Source organism: Streptomyces sp. NPDC058469, from assembly GCF_042721125.1.
Lineage (GTDB): Bacteria > Actinomycetota > Actinomycetes > Streptomycetales > Streptomycetaceae > Streptomyces.
Genome location: NZ_JBHXME010000148.1, coordinates 1 through 15,856, shown reverse-complemented (window position 1 = coordinate 15,856; position 15,856 = coordinate 1). Strand labels below are relative to the sequence as shown.

Sequence of the window (15,856 nt, the reverse complement as noted above, 5' to 3'; positions counted from 1 at the left end):
CTGGGCTACTGAGCAACTGAGGCGCTGAGCAAGCTCGTTCGGCCGACCGCCCACGAACGCCCGACCCCCTGCGAACTCGCTTACTGCGCCCGCCCCTTGGGCCTCCGCAGCCCCGCCGCCGTCAGCAGCCGGACCACCTCCCTGCTCCTGACCTCCACCGCGCCGGCGGCCACCGCGTCCGCGTAACGATGCGACGGGATGTCGTAGTGATCGCGCTCGAAGGCCCGGCGCGGTACGCCCAACTCCTCGGCGAACAGGTGGAGTTCGTCGTACGAGACATCGCTGACGAGGTGGGACCACAGGCGTCCGTGCCCCGGCCAGGTCGGTGGGTCGATGTACACGGTCACAGGGAGCCCAGGTTTCCCACGGCAGCGACCTTCACGCCCGCCTTGTGGCACACCCAGTGCGGGTCGGGTCCGAGCTCCGGTTCGACCTCCAGGGCGTGCGGGTCGCCGGCCGCGCAGACCGGGCAGAGCGGCCAGCGTCCGTACGCCTCCAGCAGCGCGTCCTGCACGTCCTGCGCGACCAGTCCGGCGACGTAGGCCACACCCTCCGGCCACTGCTCCACCCACCACCGCCGCTGCACGACGGACTCCTCCACCATGGACACCACGTCGGCCGCGACGACCTCGCCCGCGGCCAGATCGGCCAGCACGAGGGCGCGGGCGGCGTGCAGCGCCTGCTCCAGCGGGCTGATGGGAACGACGGGGTCGCCGGTGGGGTTGTTGTCGGGGTCGTTGTCGGGATCCATGCACCCATTGTGCGCACCCTTGACCCGGCCACCGGAACGAAAATATCTTTCAAGAGTGACCCAGGACGTGAAGGAAATTTTCGGAAGCGCCTCCGGGAGTACGCCGCCCGCCGCACTGGCCGCCAAGGTGCGCACCCTCGCCCCCTCCATGACCCGCTCCATGCAGCGCGTCGCCGAGACCGTCGCCGCCGACCCGGCCGGCTGCGCGGCCCTCACGGTCACCGGCCTCGCCGAACTCACCGGCACCAGCGAGGCCACGGTCGTCCGCACCGCCCGCATCCTCGGCTACCCCGGCTACCGCGACCTGCGCCTCGCGCTGGCCGGGCTCGCCGCGCAGCAGCAGTCCGGGCGCGCGCCCGCCCTCACCACCGACATAGCCGTCGACGACCCGATCGCCGACGTCGTCGCGAAACTCGCCTACGACGAGCAGCAGACCCTCGCCGACACGGCCGCCGCACTCGACACGGTCCAGCTCGGCGCCGCCGTCACCGCGCTCGCCGCGGCCCGCCGTACCGACATATACGGCGTCGGGGCGTCCGGGCTCGTCGCCCAGGACCTCACCCAGAAGCTGCTGCGGATAGGGCTCATAGCCCACGCCCACAGCGACCCGCACCTCGCCGTCACGAACGCCGTGCAGCTGAAGGCGGGGGACGTGGCGATCGCGATCACTCACTCCGGGTCCACCGGTGATGTGATCGAGCCGCTGCGGGTGGCTTTTGAACATGGGGCTACGACCGTTGCGATCACCGGGCGGCCGGACGGGGCGGTGACGCAGTACGCCGATCACATACTCACGACGTCCACCGCTCGGGAGAGCGAGCTTCGGCCGGCCGCGATGTCGTCCCGGACGAGTCAGTTGCTGGTGGTGGACTGTTTGTTCATCGGGGTTGCGCAGCGGACGTACGAACAGGCGGCACCAGCTTTGTCGGCGTCCTATGAGGCACTGGCACATCGGCACAGGCGCTGACGGTTTCGTGGTTGTCCGCGGGCCCGGTGGGGGCTGGCCGCGCCCCTGGGGGGGGTGCCCCTGAGAGGGTTGGGCAGCACCGGCTTGTTTCAAGGTGTGCGGTGAGAAGACCGACCTTCTTTTAGGGGCGCGGGGAACTGCGCGACCAGCCCCCACCGGCCCGCAGACAAGAACCAACGGAAAGAGCCGCTTCTCAAATGACCTCGACGTCCAACCCCCGTGACCTCCGCACCGAGTTGGAGTCACTCACCACCGAAGCCTTCCGGCCGGAACTCGCCGGGATCGACCAACTCCCCACCCTCGACATCGCCCGCCTCATGAACGCCGAGGACGCCACGGTCGCCGCCGCGGTCGCCCTCCGCCTCCCCGAGATCTCCGCCGCGATCGACGCCGTGGCCGAGCGAATGGGCAGAGGCGGCCGGCTGATCTACACGGGCGCCGGTACCGCCGGACGGCTCGGCGTACTCGACGCGTCCGAGTGTCCGCCGACCTTCAACACCGACCCCTCCCAGGTGGTCGGCCTGATCGCCGGTGGCCCGGAGGCCCTGGTCACGTCCATCGAAGGCGCCGAGGACTCCCGGGACCTGGCCGAGGCCGACCTCGACGCGCTCGCACTGACCCCCAACGACACGGTGGTCGGTGTCTCGGCCTCGGGACGGACCCCGTACGCGATCGCCGCCGTAGAACACGCCCGCAGCGAGGGCGCGCTGACCATCGGGCTGTCCTGCAACGAGCACAGCGCGCTCGCCGCAGCCGCCGAGCACGGCATCGAGGTCGTCGTCGGCCCCGAACTCCTCACCGGATCAACCCGGTTGAAGGCGGGCACGGCCCAGAAGCTCGTCCTCAACATGCTGTCGACGATCACGATGATCCGGCTGGGCAAGACGTACGGGAACCTGATGGTCGACGTACGGGCCTCGAACGAGAAGCTGCGCGCCCGTTCCCGCCGTATCGTCGCGCTCGCGACCGGCGCGGACGACGCGGAGATCGAGCGGGCCCTCGCGGCCACCGACGGCGAGGTGAAGAACGCGATCCTGGTGATCCTCGCCGGGGTCGACGGCCCGACGGCCGCCCGCCTTCTGGAGGAGTCCGGCGGCCGACTGCGCGCGGCGCTGACGGCGGCGGCCGACTGACCAGCACGCTCATGAGGTGAACACCTCTCCCTCCTACGACACCGCCGCCGCGCTCCTCCCCCTCGTCGGCGGCCCCGCGAACGTCACCTCCGTGGCCCACTGCATGACCCGCCTCCGGCTCGGCCTGGCCGACCGGTCGCTGGTGGACGAGGAGGCGCTGCGGGCGCTGCCCGGCGTGCTCGGGGTCGTGGACGACGACACGTATCAGATCGTGCTGGGGCCGGGAGTGGTGGCCCGAGTGACCCCGGAGTTCGAGAAGTTGGTCGGTAGCGCTGCGGGTGAACTGGCCGCTCGTGGGGCCGGGTTGAAGGAGGAGCAGCGGGCGCGCAACGCGACACCCGGCAAACTGCTCCTCCGCCGGATCGCGAACATCTTCGTCCCGCTCATCCCCGCGCTGATCGGCTGCGGAGTGCTGGCCGGTCTCAACGGACTGCTGATCAACCTGGGTTGGCTCCCGGGAGTGACGGGCGCCCTCACCGTCCTCCCCTCCGCGTTTCTCACCCTCATCGCGGTGTTCGTCGGTTACAACACGGCGAAGGAGTTCGGGGGGACACCCGTGCTGGGCGGTGCGGTGGCGGCGGTCGTGGTGTATCCGGGGGTGGCGAAGGTGACGGCGTTCGGGGTCGCGCTCTCCCCCGGCCAGGGCGGGGTACTGGGCGCGCTGGCCGCCGCGCTGCTCGGCACGTACGTCGAGAAGTGGTGCCGCACCTGGGTCCCCGCGACCCTCGACGTCCTCGTCACCCCCACCCTGACGGTCCTGATCGCGGGCCTGGCGACGCTCTACGGCCTCATGTACGCGGCCGGCGAGATCTCCACCGCGATCGGCACGGCCGCGAACTGGCTCCTGTCCACGACCGGCCCCTTCGCGGGCCTGATCCTCGGCGGCCTCTTCCTCCCCCTGGTGATGCTGGGCCTGCACCAGGCCCTGATCCCCATCCACACCACCCTCATCGAACAGCAGGGCTACACCGTCCTGTTGCCCATCCTGGCGATGGCGGGCGCGGGCCAGGTGGGCGCGGCGGTCGCCGTGTACTTCCGCCTGCGCCACGACACTTCGATCCGTACGACCATCAAGTCGGCGCTTCCGGCAGGGCTGTTGGGCATCGGCGAACCGCTCATCTACGGCGTCTCGCTCCCCCTCGGCCGCCCGTTCCTGACCGCCTGTGCGGGCGGGGCGGCGGGCGGGGCGTTCGTCGGGTTCTTCGCGATGCTGGGCGACAAGGTGGGGGCGACGGCGATCGGGCCGTCGGGGTGGGCGCTGTTCCCGTTGCTGGCGGGGAACAAGGGGCTGGGGATGACGGTGGCGATCTACGGAGGCGGGCTGCTGACCGGCTACGGGGTCGGCTTCCTGGCCACGTATGCCTTCGGCCTCACCCATCAGAACCGGATCAACCAGGCCGCGTAGAGCAGGAGCTCACAGGTCCATCGCGCGGCTGATGATCTCCTTCATGATCTCGGACGTGCCGCCGTAGATCCGCTGGACGCGGGCGTCGGCGTACCGGCGGCAGATCGGGGACTCCCACAGGTAGCCGGAGCCGCCGAACATCTGCAGGCAGTCGTCGACGACCTGGCCCTGCAGTTCGGTGGCTACGAGTTTCGCCTCGGCGGCCTGGTCGGCGGTGAGGGTGCCCTGGTTGTGGGCGAGGACGCAGGCGTCGACGAAGGCCTGGGCGGAACTGATCCGCGCCCGCATCCCGGCCAGCCGGAAACGGGTGTCCTGGAATCTCGCCAACGGCCGCCCGAACGCGGTGCGTTGCTTGGTGTGGGCGATGGTCTCCCGCAGGGCCGCCCCCGCGTCGGCCACCGCGCCCATCGCGACGACGAGCCGTTCCAGGGCGAACTGCCGCATCAGCAGGGCGAATCCCTGGTCAGGGCCGCCCAGCACATCGGCGTCCGGGACGTACACGTCGTCGAAGAACAGCTCGGCGGTGTCCCAGGTCCGCAGCCCGAGCTTGTCGAACTTGCGGCCCCGGGTGAAGCCGGGGGCGCCGGCCGTCACCAGGAACAGGCCGATCGTGTGGCCCTCGCCGGTGCGGGCGGCGACGATGACGAGGTCGGCGTTGACGCCGCTGGAGATGAACGTCTTGGCCCCGTTGAGCAGCCAGCCGTCGCCGCCCGGGGCGCGCACGGCGTGGGTGCGGAGGGCGGCCACGTCCGAACCGGTACCGGGTTCGGTGATCGCGATGGCGACCAGCGCCTCGCCGGATACCGCCCGGGTGAGGTGCCGGGTCTTCTGGTCTTCGGTGCCGAACGCGGCCAGGTACGGGGCGACGACCCCGGAGTGCAACGGCACCGCGAACCCGGACTCGGCCGCGTCCGCCAGCTCCTCGATCATGATCTGCTCGTACCGCAGATCGGCCAGGCCCAGTCCGCCGTAGGCGGGATCGGCCCACGGGCACAGCAGGTTCCGCGCACCCGCGAGCCGCCAGACGTCCTTCCCTACGATCCCCTCGCGCGCCCAGCCGTCCTGCCTCGGCACGACCTCGTGCTCGACGAAACCGCGCCAGGCCGTCCGGTACGCCTCATGGGCCTCGTCGAAATATCCGCTTCTGATCACGCCCCGACGGTAGGCGGGCGCCACGACGGGCCGTCATGACCGCAGCGCTCACGGTCGTTGACCTGCGTGTCCCGTACGATCGGCGGTCATGTCCGCACCTATGGAGAGCGACGCATACGGCGCGCCCACCCGCTCGGTCGCCATCCACCACGTACGGGCCGCGCTGCGCGGAGCCGAGCGGCACGGCCTGGACATCACCGCGCTCCTCGAACGGGCCGCCGTACCACCGGAGTTGCTGGACGTCCCGCTCGCCCGTGTGTCGCCGCAGCAGTTCGCCCGGCTCACGAAGGCCGTGTGGCAGGCCCTCGACGACGAGTTGCAGGGCCTCGGCCCACAGCCCCTCAAGGTGGGCACCTTCGCGATGATGTGCCACGCGGTGGTGCACTGCAGCCCCGACCTACGGACCGCGATCAACCGCAGCAGCACTTTCTACGGCCTCTTCCCCGGCGGCCCCCGCTTCCAACTGGAGGAGACGGCAAGCGAGTTGGGACCGCAGGTGGCGCTCGTCTTCGACCTCACCGCCTTCGACGACCCCGACCACTACCTCGCCGAATCCGCCACGGTCGTCGCCCACCGCTTCGCCGGCTGGCTGATCCGCCGCCGGATCACCCTCACCCGGGTCGAGTTCAGCCACCCGGCACCACCCCACGCGCTCGAATACGACCTCCTCTACGGCGCCCCGTGCACTTTCCAGGCCCCGCGCACCGCCCTCGTCTTCGACCGCACCTTGCTCGAACTGCCCGTACTCCAGGACGAGTTGGGGCTGCAGACCTTCCTGCGCCGCGCCCCGGGCGACGTACTCGCCCGCCTGGACTACGGCAGCACCGCCGCCGCCCAGGTCCGCCGGCTGCTCGGGCAGTCGCTGCCGGACCGGATGCCGGACCCCGAGGACATCGCGGCCCGGCTGGCGGTGAGCGCGCAGACCCTGCGGAGGCGGCTGGCCGCGGAGGGGACCTCGTTCCAGCGGATCCGCGATCAGCTGCGGCGCGATGTGGCCATCGCGGCGCTGGCCACGGGCACGGTCTCCATCGAGGACATCTCACGGCGGCTGGGCTTCTCCGAGCCGAGCGCCTTCCACCGCGCGTTCAAACGCTGGACGGGTTCCGCGCCCCGCTCCTACCAGCCCGGCGACTGAGCCATCTCCCCTCCTGCGAACGCCCGGGTCAAGGACCTTGAGCGGCACGGTCACGGCAACCACCCCACCCCTCCCCTTACTGTCCCCGCATGACAGTGGTGGAAGAAGCGGGACTCGGCCGCGTAGGGATCTGGACCGCGAGCCTGGATGCCGTGGCCCCGGCGGCGGGCGGGGAGATCGCGGCCGAGCTGGAGGAACAGGGCTGGGGCACCCTGTGGTTCGGCGAGGCGTACGGCCGGGAGGCGTTCAGCCAGGCGGGGTTGCTGCTCGCCGCCACCTCACGCATGCGCGTGGCGACCGGCATCGCCAACATCTGGGCACGTGACGCGGTCGCGGCGAACGCGGCGTCCCGCACGCTGTCGTCGGCGTACGGCGGCCGGTTCGTGCTCGGACTCGGGGTCAGCCACCGGCCGTTGGTGGAGCGGGTGCGCGGCGGTAATTACGGCAAACCGGTCGCCGCGATGCGCGAGTACCTCACGGCGATGGCGGGCGCGACCTTCTACGCCGCCGAGGCCGACGCACCCCGCCCGCCCGTCCTGGTCGCCGCGCTCGGCCCCCGGATGCTGGAGACGGCCCGCGAGCTCGCCGACGGCAGCCACCCCTACCTGGTGACACCGGCCCAGACCGCCGAGGTACGGGCGGCTCTCGGCCCGGACAGGATCGTGGCCGTCGAGATGGGCGCCGTACTCACGAAGGACCGTGAGACCGCGCTGCGCCGGGCCCACGCCCACCTGGACATCTACACCGGCCTGCCGAACTACCGCAACAACTGGCTGCGGGCCGGCTTCGACGAGACGGACCTGGTACGCGGCGGCTCCGACCGGCTGGCCGAGGCGCTGGTCGCATGGGGCGACGAGACGGCGATCCTCGACCGGGTGCGCGAGCATCTCGACGCCGGGGCCGACCATGTCTGCGTGCAGGCCCTGATGGAGTCGCCGTTCGAGGTGCCGACCGAGCCGTGGCGGGAGCTGGCGCCCGCACTCACCGCCGCATGACCGGCGTATGACCGGCGTATGAGCAGTACCGCCGGGCCCGCGGCGGAGGGGGCCCAACGGCAAGGCGATCAGTCAGCCTGCTTCCTGACCTGGCGCGAGTGGCCGGAGACCACGGCGATCCACGTGACGAAGTGAGATGACCTTCGCCCCACCGCAAACAGCGGAGTCGAAGACGAGTGAATCGTCCATGGCGGCCGTAGGCGCGGTGAAGTTGTGGGCGGCTGCCTGCGCGGTACCGCCGGCCAACCTGACCGCCGATACCGCGACGGCTGCGCCGAGTCCCATGCCCACTGTCCTGTGCTTCACCGCCTGCCTGTGCATCGCCCCTGCAAACCCAGTCAATCGCCCGCAAAATTGTGAGCGATTTCGGCGGGAACCGGATCAGGCCAGGGGCGCCCGCCACACCAGCGTGTACCGCCAGAACAACCACCGCCGCGGCCGGACACGCGGCAGGACGCGGATCGCCTCGCGGCGGATCTCGGCGAAGGTCATCTCCGGCGGCCGGGTGACCGCGGTCATGGACACCGGGCGGGACACGGCCCTACGACCCCGGTTCTTCAGCCAGCCCGTGACGAGGTTCAGGGCGACGGAGATGAATCCGAGGAGATCGTCGACGGCATCCGCTTCGCGGGCGCAGCCGACGACAACGAGGGTTCCGCCCGGGGCGAGTTGGTCGCGGAAGCGGGTCAACGTCTCGGTGAACGGGAGATGGTGGAGGGCGGCGACGCAGGTGATGACGTCGTAGGGGCCGGCGGGAATTCCGGCCCGGGCGTCGACGACGGTGAAGACCGCAGGGACACCCGGCGGGGTCAACTCCCTTGCCCTGGCGATGATTTGAGGACCGGAGTCGATGCCCTCCACCCCCGTGCTCCGTATGGCCAGCAGCCGCGCCAGATCCCCGCTCCCACAACCGACGTCCAGGGCGCGCCCGAACCTGCGGGGCAACTGCCGTAGCAGCCACGGGTGGTAGTGGGCGTTGTGGCTCCAGGGGTGGTCGGAGTTGAAGGATTCCAGGGCTCGGAGGACTCGGGGCGGGATCAGGGCCATGGGATCAGTCGATCACGGCGGCGGTTCAGGGCAGGCGGGCTTCACGGTTCCGCTCCCGTACCCTCGCCCGCAACACCTCCTCCTGAGCCGCCGGTCCCGTCGACTCCGGTGGGCAGTCCCACTCCCGGCCCCCACCGACCGGCCGCAACTGCACGTTGCCGCCCACGTGCCCCTTCACTTCGCCGATCCGCCCGTCCCGTACGTCCACGGCGTACGCCCCGACCGGGGGCCGTTCGCCACGCAGCACGGACGCGAGCTTCTCGGCGGTACGTACGTTGCAGCGCCCCAGCACGACGAGCGCGAACGGTTCCTCGCTCGCACCCGTCACCGGGTCCACGCACAGGGACGGCAGGACGACACCGACACCGGTGAGCGCCTCCCGGAGCGAAGCGACGATTTCTTCCGTCGACCGCAGCATGCCTACACCTCCACACAGAGTTTGCTGTTCGCAACACAGCGTGGCGGCAACGTGTCTAACCTGGCCATACGGGGAGTCCCAACAAATTCCGGTGTCAGGACAGGGAGTTGCTGTGGCAGGACCGAAAGATCTCGACCCGTCGTCGTCACCGCGCGCTTTGCTCGGCGCCGAACTCCGGCACGCCCGCGAGAAAGCGGGCCTCAGCCAGGACGAGTTGGGGCAACGGCTGTTCGTGAGCGGTTCGTTCATCGGGCAGTTGGAGGCGGGGACGCGGCGGATGTTGCCGGAGTACTCGCGGATGCTGGACGCGGAGTTGGGCACGGGTGACTTCTTCACCCGGAACTGCGGGGCGGCGGCGAAGTCGAAGTATGCCGAGCACTTCGCGGAAGCGGCGGAGGCTGAAGCAACGGCGACGGAGATCAGGGAGTACGCGCCCCTGTTGATTCCCGGGTTGCTTCAAACAGCGGCCTACGCACGGGCGGTGAGCCGCGCCTATGAGCCCACGGCTCCGGATGAGGCGATCGAGGAGTTGGTGACGGCCCGCATCGAACGAACCCGCATCCTCGACGACCCAACACAACCTCTGTTGTGGGCGATCGTCGACGAAGCGGCACTGCACCGGGTGACGGGCGGACCCAAGGTGATGGCGGCCGCCCTGAGCCATGTCGTCGGCCTGATCCGCCGAAGCCGGGTCATCGTGCAAGTGTTGCCGTTCAAGGCGGGAGCGCACCCGGCGATGGAGGGTTCCATCAAGCTGATGGACTTCAACGACGCTCCTCCACTGGTCTACCTTGAGGGAGTCGCCACCGGACGCCTGGAAGACGATCCAACCACCGTCAGGTGGCATCGGCGCACCTATGAATTCCTCGCGGCCTGCGCCCTCTCCCCACAGAACTCCCTAGCTCTGATCGAAGCGATGGCGCAGGATTACGCCCATGAGGAACAACCCTGATCTCGACCTGAGCACGGCCACTTGGTACAAGTCCAGCTACAGCGGCGGAGGCGGCGGCAACTGCCTCGAAGTAGCCCGCTGGCGCAAGTCAACGCACAGCGGCGGCAGCGGCGACGACTGCCTGGAAGTAGCCGACGGCCACCCCGCCCTCGTCCCCGTCCGCGACTCCAAGAACCCCCTCGGCCCGAAGCTCGCGTTCCGGACCGAGGCGTGGTCGGCGTTCGTCGGGGATCTCAAGCACAGCTGATCATCCGGCCGCCCGAAGCTCAACCCGCCTACCCTCCCGGCGAGTTGAGGCGCCGGGGCCGGGAACATCCGGCCGACTCCAAGGGCTCCCGCCGGATCACCCGAACGTGGTTCTCTCGTACGACACGGGACGACGACTGTGGTGCGGGCCCTGGCCGCCGGTCTCCCCAGCCCGGTCGACCAACCCACACTGGCACAGCCACCCCTCCGCATTCCGCAGTGCGCGAAGTGCGGAGCCCCAGGATGACCGGAGGCCCTGCCGGCAGGCATGTGCGGCGCGTGCCGGGGCGAGACCGGGCCCGGCGTCCGCGCCCCGGCCCCGGCCTCCTCGGCCGTACGCGACCACGTCACCGGGATCCGCGCCGCGCCGGCCTCCCGGAGACGGGGAAGCCCCGCACGAGCCGATCGCACGGAGTCGCGGGTGTCCATGGTTTTAGCATGGAGGCGGACCCGGTCCGAGGGCGAGGAGCGGCGGGAGGCGGGACCCGTCCGGAAACCGGTCGGCGACGACTTCACGGCCCCGTGCAACCCCGCTCGGTCCGAGTTCCGTGTAGGACGTAGGGAGATCCGTGTAGGACGTAGGGAGAGGCGGATCCGGTTCGGTTGGGATCCGGAGCGGGCGACGCCCGCATGCGTGAGACGAGGGAGAGCGTGACCGATCATCCCCGCGAGACCGACTTCCGCACCTGGGTGCTGGAGCATCGGACACGCCTGCGCACGACGGCGTTTCTGCTGTGCGGTGACTGGTACCTCGCCGATGACCTCGTCCAGGAGGCGCTCGGACGGCTCTACTCCCGGTGGAACCGGGTGTCGGCGGCCGGTGATCCCCGTGCGTACGTCCGTCGGATCCTGTGCAATCTCCACACCGACCACCAGCGCCGGCCGGCCAGGCGCGAGATCAGCGAGGCGGATGTGGCCACGCTGGGCTGGGACCCGGACACCAGCATGGCCGAGCGTGACGACGATCTGATCGCCGCTCTGCTGATGATCCCGGTCGGCCAGCGAACCGTACTCGTCCTGCGTTTCTTCGAGGATCTGTCCGTCGAGCAGACCGCGTCCCTGCTCAGGAAGAGTCCGGGCAATGTGAAGAGCCAGACGAGCCGCGGCCTGGAGGCGCTGCGCACGGCGCTCCGGACGCGCCCGGCAGAGGCAGAGATCGCACCGCCGGCCACGTTCGAAGGAGCATCGTGAACCCCGACCAGACGCAGACGCCGGAAGAACTCGCCGCGCGTATCGCGTCCCTCAGCGTCAGTGCTCCCGCCGACCGCGTCGACATCGACGAGGCGGTTCGCACCGGGACGAGGCGCCGCCTTCGCCGGCGGCTCGCCGTCGCGGGCGTGTTCGCCTGCGTCGTGGCCGTCGCCGGGTCGGCGGCCGTCGCCACGCAGGCGAGCCACGACAGGAGCGACACCTTGACCGCTCCCACATTCGGCAGCGCGGGCCTGACCGCCGCAGACCTCGGCGGACGCTGGATCGCCGTCTCGGTCGACGGTCGCGACGTCTCGTCGTGGCGCGACGTCAGTGGCCTCCCGGCGAACCTCGTGATCGGCGCCGACGGATCACAGAACGGATGGCAGGTGAACGGGGCCTGCGGGCCACTGATCGCCGGCAGCTTCGCACTGCGGGAGGACGGCTCGTTCACCGCGCTGCTGCCCCCGCTGCGATTCCAGTCCTGTCCGATGCTCAGCACGCCGACCCCGGACCTCCGGGACGCGCTCGGGCGTACCGCCTACGTCACCGTGGACGAGCCGGGCGGCTCGGCCGCCCGGACACTGCGGCTCCTGGACAGCCACAAACGGCTCGTCGCACAGTGGCGCGAGGACACCACGATCGCGTCGCCCGACACCGTGTGCAAGAAGGCGCTCGGAGCCAAGGCCGTCTCCTACGGCATGTTCACCACCGTCGAGCGGATCCGCGCGAAACGCCTGGCGGCCGGGGACCCCAAGCCGGCGAACGTGCTGCCCGACGTTCCCGATGGCACCGTCGCCGTCTACTGCTCGTTCAGGGAGAAGGGGTCGCTCATCAGTTACGCGGTCACGGCCGGCGGCCGGAAAGTGAGGCTCCAGACGGCCGGCTGACCGGCGGGAGCCTCACTTCGGGTCAGATCGTCCCGACGCTACGAGCAGCGCTTCCAGGTCTGGTAGAACGCACTCGTACTGGAGCGGGTGTCGGTGAACATGGCGGCACCGGACGAGCCACCGTTGGTTGTCAGCCGCACCTCCGTGTTCGGCAGGCTGAAGAGGTTCTTGGAGGTGCTGCCATACCTCGCGCCGGCGGCACTGAGCGTCTGCCGGCTGAACTTACGCAGCTTGAAGCCGTACGGCCGCTCGGTGATGAAGTCCGCCGTCGTCCCGTCGTAGTACGACGACAGACCGGTGGCGGTGACAGGCGACCAGCCGGATCCGGCGGTCCGGTCGTACCAGTGGAATACGACCTTTCCCGCGGTGTAGGTCATGTACTGCGAGATGACGTGATTGGTCTTCGTCGTGTGCGCGATGTAGACGGGCGGGTTCGCGTGCGCGGCGTTGAGGTACTCGAACCACAGCGAGGCGCCCTGGGTGGCCGTGCCCGGCCCGCTCTGCGTGCTCGACGAGCCCGACGCGAAGCCCTGCTGGATCAGCTTGCCGGAGTTGAACCCGCCGAGCCCGATCCACGGAGCTGCCAGCGAGGTGGTGTTGGACCCGCACGTCGTGTAGTAGGTGGGGATGTTCTGGTCGTCGTAGACCTCGTTGTAGTTGGAGTGGCCGGTGCCCATGTAGCCGCCCCAGTTCTGGCTGTACTTGGTGAACCGCACCGCCGAGCTGCCGGACCCGCCCAGGCACGGGACGGACGGGACGGTCTCGCGGTACCCCTTGTACTTCGCCCGCCATGCCGCCAGCGCGGTCGGGTTGTCCGGGGCGTTGAAGCCATAGGCCCGTGCGGTCGCGGGCGCCGCCGTCTGCGGCCGGAAGCCCTGGGGCGGGACGACCGTCGACATGGTCACGCCGCCCGGCAGACTGTATGTCAGCTCCTTGCCCGCTGCGGCTCGGACGGCTGCCGCGGCCGACGACGACACTGTCCGGCCGTCCGAACCGATCAGACGCGTACGTGTGGCGCCGAGGGGTGTGCACCCCGTGGCCGATGCCGTGTCGGCCACCGGTACGGCGTTCGCGGTCGTCGCGGGGACCGCGACATAGGCGGCGGTCGCGATCGCCATCGAGCTTGCCGCGACTAATACTTTCCGGACACGAGAGACTGCGGTTGCCCGAAACGGACTCATGTTTCTCCTTCGGTACGGGACGAGGACGTCAGTGGCCGAGGCGCGTCCGCGCCGCAGTCGCTCGCTGATGTCCGGTTTCTGATGCCGACAGGGACCAGCTCGGCGGGACGCACGCGTACGCGGCCGAAGCCGTGCGTGTCGTCGTCGCGCTGGTGGTCTGCCGCCGATGGCGGCCAGGACCTGTCGTCAAATTCCCGTCGTCGCCCGGAGCGCGGCCTCGCGGCGGCAGGTGCGTGCTCTGGGGGTCCCCCCGGCCTGAGGCTGGGGGAGTGCCGGGCGTAGGCCCTCGTACTGGACGTACTTGGGTCTGCGCCCGGTGCGGCGAGTGGGGGCACCTCCCACGCCCTCAAGGCAGTGGGGGAGCGTGCACGGCGTCGCGAGGCAGACGGGAATTTGACGACAGGGCCTAGGACCTCGCGGGCGGAATCCCAGTGGTTCCGAACCCCATACCGACAATGAACAGACTGTTCACGCCACCCAACCCCCGTCGTGTGCATGAAATTCATCGCACTCATGTGGCTCACGTCGAGCCGTGCGATGGAAGCATCGTATGTGGCGGCACGGAAAACACGTGTCCCTTTTTGGAAAACTTGTTCCCATGTCGTCAGTCGTCACAGGCTCGCGTCCCCACAGGTTCGTCCCGCATCCAACGGCGCGGCTATGGTCGGCCGAAGGGAAAGCCCCTCTCCCCGCCGTCTGGAGCTCCGCAGGACCATGAACCACGCCCAGCAGACCGCCCTAGGCCGCGCCCTCCGCCTCCTCGGCGAGCACGGCGAGGCGCTCACGTCCGACACCCCCGACGCCCGGCTGCACGAGGTCAAGGCGGACCTCAAGCGCGCCCTCGACCTGCTGAACGACAGCGTCAGCGGCGCCGCGCCCACCACCCGCTGCCCCGAACACCCCAACGGCCCGGTCGACGAGAGCGCCCCCGACCTCTGTCTGCTCTGCGAGACCCGCCGCCGTACGGCCCGCCGCTCCGAGTTCAACGGCCCCGCCGCGCCCCGGCCCACCGACACCACACCCTCCCGCTACGGCGTCCGCGAGGACCGCCCGCAGGCCCAGCAGCGCTGGCTCCCCGAACTGTGGAACGGCCAGGCCTGGCAGCTCTGCGGCACCCCGCGCCGCGACCGCCACGAGGCCGAGCTGTACATCGCCGCCGCACGCCGCGGCTCCCGCGCGGCGATGGCGTACCGCCTCGTCCACGAGTTCACCGACTACGAGGTGCTCCGGGTCTGGGGCACACCGGTACACGTGGACATCGAGCCGCTGGGGAACCTGTAGCACCGACCAGCAGCACCACCCACCAGCCCCAATCAGCCCTTGGGCGCGTGCCGTTCGACGATCGACCGGACCTGCTCCGGGTCCAACTGGTACACCGTCTCGTGCGCCCGGGGGTCCCGCGCGTGCAAGGTGTGGAACATCGGCCCGGTCTCCCCGCCCAGCTCCACCAGCGACGCCGAGGCTCCGCGCACCGCCCGCTCCGTACCGTGCGCGGTGGTCAGATCCATCCGGTTGACGACCCCGGGCGTGACCCACACCGGCGTCGCCTCCAGAAAGCCGAAGAGCTGGAGGTGGAAGTGGCCGGTGAGCACGACCCGTACGTCACTCCCCCGGATCGCGTCCGCCAACTCCCCCGGATTCCGCAGCCCGAAGGTCCGCTGCATCGGCGTATCGAGGGCAATCGGCGGATGATGAAAGGCAAGAACGGTCCCGCGCTCGGCCGGAGTCCTCAACTCCTCCTCCAGCCAGTCCAGTTGGGCCCGGCTCAACTGCCCGTAGACCTCCCCGGGCACGAGTGAGTCGAGCGTGATGAACCGGTACCCGCCGACCGTGCTGACGGCAGCGCACCCGAACTCCACCGGAAACACGGCGTCCACGACCCGATCCGTACCGTCGCCCGCGAGATGCCCACTCCCGAGCACCTTCCCGAACGCCTCCCGCTCGTCGTGGTTCCCGGTCGTACAGAAAACCGGCACCCCGCCCATCAACCGAGCGAACCCACCCACCAACTCCTTCACAGCCGCATACGCCTCCACCGCCCCGTCGTTGGCGAGGTCCCCGGTGACGACGATCGCGTCCACCCCGCGCTGATGCCGCAACTCGGCGAGCATCAGCCGCAGGGAGTCCGTCGCGTTGATGCCATGGCGGTTAGGGGCGTCGGAACGCTCCAGGTGGGTGTCGGACAGGTGCAGGATCCTCATGTCCGCGAACGCTAGCCCGAGTTGGGGGGCGGCGGACAGAGGACCAGGCCGCGGCTTGGTCTGAGCCTGGCATCGGTGTCACCGGACCCGGGCCGCCCCATCCAGCCCGGCCGCCCCATCCAGCCCGGCCGGCATCACCCACCCAGGCCGGCAAATCCAGCCCGTCCGGCGTTTGAGGACGAGGCCCTTCAGGGC

17 protein-coding genes are annotated in these 15,856 nt (G+C 70.2%); 10 read left to right on the top strand and 7 right to left on the bottom strand.

Going from position 1 to position 15,856, the window contains the following annotated elements; all coding sequences use genetic code 11:
* Positions 1–80: 80 nt before the first annotated feature.
* Together ACFWP5_RS41035 and ACFWP5_RS41030 are read right to left on the bottom strand one after the other, a co-directional pair.
* Positions 81–347, bottom strand: coding sequence for a DUF4031 domain-containing protein (locus ACFWP5_RS41035; protein WP_362971281.1), 267 nt, complete (start codon positions 345–347; stop codon positions 81–83).
* Positions 344–751, bottom strand: coding sequence for a hypothetical protein (locus ACFWP5_RS41030; protein WP_384169159.1), 408 nt, complete (start codon positions 749–751; stop codon positions 344–346). Before ACFWP5_RS41030 ends, ACFWP5_RS41035 begins: the two co-directional genes overlap by 4 nt.
* Positions 752–806: 55 nt before the next feature.
* On the opposite strand from ACFWP5_RS41030, the gene ACFWP5_RS41025 reads away from it, so the two are divergent.
* The 3 genes from ACFWP5_RS41025 to ACFWP5_RS41015 all read left to right on the top strand — a co-directional run bounded on the left by ACFWP5_RS41025 (position 807) and on the right by ACFWP5_RS41015 (position 4,256).
* Positions 807–1,718 (top strand): MurR/RpiR family transcriptional regulator, encoded by a 912-nt coding sequence (locus ACFWP5_RS41025; RefSeq protein WP_384169157.1) that lies wholly within the window; start codon positions 807–809, stop codon positions 1,716–1,718.
* Positions 1,719–1,915: 197 nt separating this feature from the next.
* Positions 1,916–2,851 (top strand): N-acetylmuramic acid 6-phosphate etherase, encoded by a 936-nt coding sequence (gene murQ / locus ACFWP5_RS41020; protein ID WP_384169154.1) that lies wholly within the window; start codon positions 1,916–1,918, stop codon positions 2,849–2,851.
* 16 nt (positions 2,852–2,867) lie between these two features.
* A complete protein-coding gene (locus ACFWP5_RS41015) occupies positions 2,868–4,256 on the top strand; it encodes a PTS transporter subunit EIIC (RefSeq protein WP_384169151.1) in 1,389 nt (462 codons plus the stop codon).
* A gap of 9 nt (positions 4,257–4,265) precedes the next feature.
* Here the strand turns inward: ACFWP5_RS41015 and ACFWP5_RS41010 are convergent, their stop codons facing one another.
* Positions 4,266–5,408, bottom strand: coding sequence for an acyl-CoA dehydrogenase family protein (locus tag ACFWP5_RS41010; RefSeq protein ID WP_384169148.1), 1,143 nt, complete (start codon positions 5,406–5,408; stop codon positions 4,266–4,268).
* A gap of 88 nt (positions 5,409–5,496) precedes the next feature.
* Here ACFWP5_RS41010 and ACFWP5_RS41005 point away from each other — a divergent pair, with 88 nt between their 5' ends.
* A complete protein-coding gene (locus ACFWP5_RS41005) occupies positions 5,497–6,543 on the top strand; it encodes an AraC family transcriptional regulator (protein WP_384169145.1) in 1,047 nt (348 codons plus the stop codon).
* Between the two features lie 89 nt (positions 6,544–6,632).
* The gene (locus ACFWP5_RS41000) at positions 6,633–7,538 is read left to right on the top strand and encodes a TIGR03620 family F420-dependent LLM class oxidoreductase (RefSeq protein WP_384169142.1); all 906 of its coding nucleotides are present in this window, start codon (positions 6,633–6,635) and stop codon (positions 7,536–7,538) included.
* Positions 7,539–7,919: 381 nt separating this feature from the next.
* On the opposite strand, the gene ACFWP5_RS40995 is transcribed toward ACFWP5_RS41000, so the two are convergent.
* Both ACFWP5_RS40995 and ACFWP5_RS40990 read right to left on the bottom strand, forming a co-directional pair.
* On the bottom strand, positions 7,920–8,585 hold the full coding sequence (locus ACFWP5_RS40995; protein WP_384169139.1) for a class I SAM-dependent methyltransferase: 666 nt from the start codon (positions 8,583–8,585) through the stop codon (positions 7,920–7,922).
* A 25-nt stretch (positions 8,586–8,610) separates the two neighbouring features.
* Complete coding sequence (locus tag ACFWP5_RS40990; protein ID WP_384169136.1) at positions 8,611–9,003, bottom strand: hypothetical protein; 393 nt, start codon at positions 9,001–9,003, stop codon at positions 8,611–8,613.
* Positions 9,004–9,115: 112 nt separating this feature from the next.
* Between ACFWP5_RS40990 and ACFWP5_RS40985 the strand changes: the two genes are divergently transcribed.
* From ACFWP5_RS40985 to ACFWP5_RS40970, 4 genes are all read left to right on the top strand, one after another.
* The gene (locus ACFWP5_RS40985; protein ID WP_384169133.1) at positions 9,116–9,955 is read left to right on the top strand and encodes a Scr1 family TA system antitoxin-like transcriptional regulator; all 840 of its coding nucleotides are present in this window, start codon (positions 9,116–9,118) and stop codon (positions 9,953–9,955) included.
* A complete protein-coding gene (locus ACFWP5_RS40980) occupies positions 9,939–10,202 on the top strand; it encodes a DUF397 domain-containing protein (protein ID WP_384169130.1) in 264 nt (87 codons plus the stop codon). The genes ACFWP5_RS40985 and ACFWP5_RS40980 overlap by 17 nt, the downstream gene beginning before the upstream one ends.
* A 650-nt stretch (positions 10,203–10,852) precedes the next feature.
* Positions 10,853–11,392: a SigE family RNA polymerase sigma factor gene (locus ACFWP5_RS40975; protein ID WP_384169127.1), complete on the top strand. Its 540-nt coding sequence runs from the start codon at positions 10,853–10,855 to the stop codon at positions 11,390–11,392.
* Complete coding sequence (locus ACFWP5_RS40970; RefSeq protein ID WP_384169124.1) at positions 11,389–12,279, top strand: hypothetical protein; 891 nt, start codon at positions 11,389–11,391, stop codon at positions 12,277–12,279. Before ACFWP5_RS40975 ends, ACFWP5_RS40970 begins: the two co-directional genes overlap by 4 nt.
* Positions 12,280–12,317: 38 nt before the next feature.
* Here ACFWP5_RS40970 and ACFWP5_RS40965 read toward each other — a convergent pair whose 3' ends face one another.
* Positions 12,318–13,397: a hypothetical protein gene (locus ACFWP5_RS40965; protein WP_384169121.1), complete on the bottom strand. Its 1,080-nt coding sequence runs from the start codon at positions 13,395–13,397 to the stop codon at positions 12,318–12,320.
* Between the two features lie 777 nt (positions 13,398–14,174).
* Here ACFWP5_RS40965 and ACFWP5_RS40960 point away from each other — a divergent pair.
* A complete protein-coding gene (locus tag ACFWP5_RS40960) occupies positions 14,175–14,741 on the top strand; it encodes a hypothetical protein (RefSeq protein ID WP_384169118.1) in 567 nt (188 codons plus the stop codon).
* 32 nt (positions 14,742–14,773) lie between these two features.
* Here ACFWP5_RS40960 and ACFWP5_RS40955 read toward each other — a convergent pair whose 3' ends face one another.
* Complete coding sequence (locus ACFWP5_RS40955) at positions 14,774–15,661, bottom strand: metallophosphoesterase family protein (RefSeq protein WP_384169115.1); 888 nt, start codon at positions 15,659–15,661, stop codon at positions 14,774–14,776.
* Positions 15,662–15,856 lie beyond the last annotated feature (195 nt).

Bases quoted from the DNA above. Each gene is read 5' to 3' on its own strand.
- ACFWP5_RS40955 (WP_384169115.1), bottom strand. From the start codon at position 15,661: ATGAGGATCCTGCACCTGTCCGACACCCACCTGGAGCGTTCCGACGCC.
- ACFWP5_RS40980 (WP_384169130.1), top strand. From the start codon at position 9,939: ATGAGGAACAACCCTGATCTCGACCTGAGCACGGCCACTTGGTACAAG.
- ACFWP5_RS40965 (WP_384169121.1), bottom strand. From the start codon at position 13,397: ATGGCGATCGCGACCGCCGCCTATGTCGCGGTCCCCGCGACGACCGCG.
- ACFWP5_RS41005 (WP_384169145.1), top strand. From the start codon at position 5,497: ATGTCCGCACCTATGGAGAGCGACGCATACGGCGCGCCCACCCGCTCG.
- murQ (WP_384169154.1), top strand. From the start codon at position 1,916: ATGACCTCGACGTCCAACCCCCGTGACCTCCGCACCGAGTTGGAGTCA.
- ACFWP5_RS40995 (WP_384169139.1), bottom strand. From the start codon at position 8,585: ATGGCCCTGATCCCGCCCCGAGTCCTCCGAGCCCTGGAATCCTTCAAC.
- ACFWP5_RS41030 (WP_384169159.1), bottom strand. From the start codon at position 751: ATGGATCCCGACAACGACCCCGACAACAACCCCACCGGCGACCCCGTC.
- ACFWP5_RS40960 (WP_384169118.1), top strand. From the start codon at position 14,175: ATGAACCACGCCCAGCAGACCGCCCTAGGCCGCGCCCTCCGCCTCCTC.
- ACFWP5_RS40990 (WP_384169136.1), bottom strand. From the start codon at position 9,003: ATGCTGCGGTCGACGGAAGAAATCGTCGCTTCGCTCCGGGAGGCGCTC.
- ACFWP5_RS41000 (WP_384169142.1), top strand. From the start codon at position 6,633: ATGACAGTGGTGGAAGAAGCGGGACTCGGCCGCGTAGGGATCTGGACC.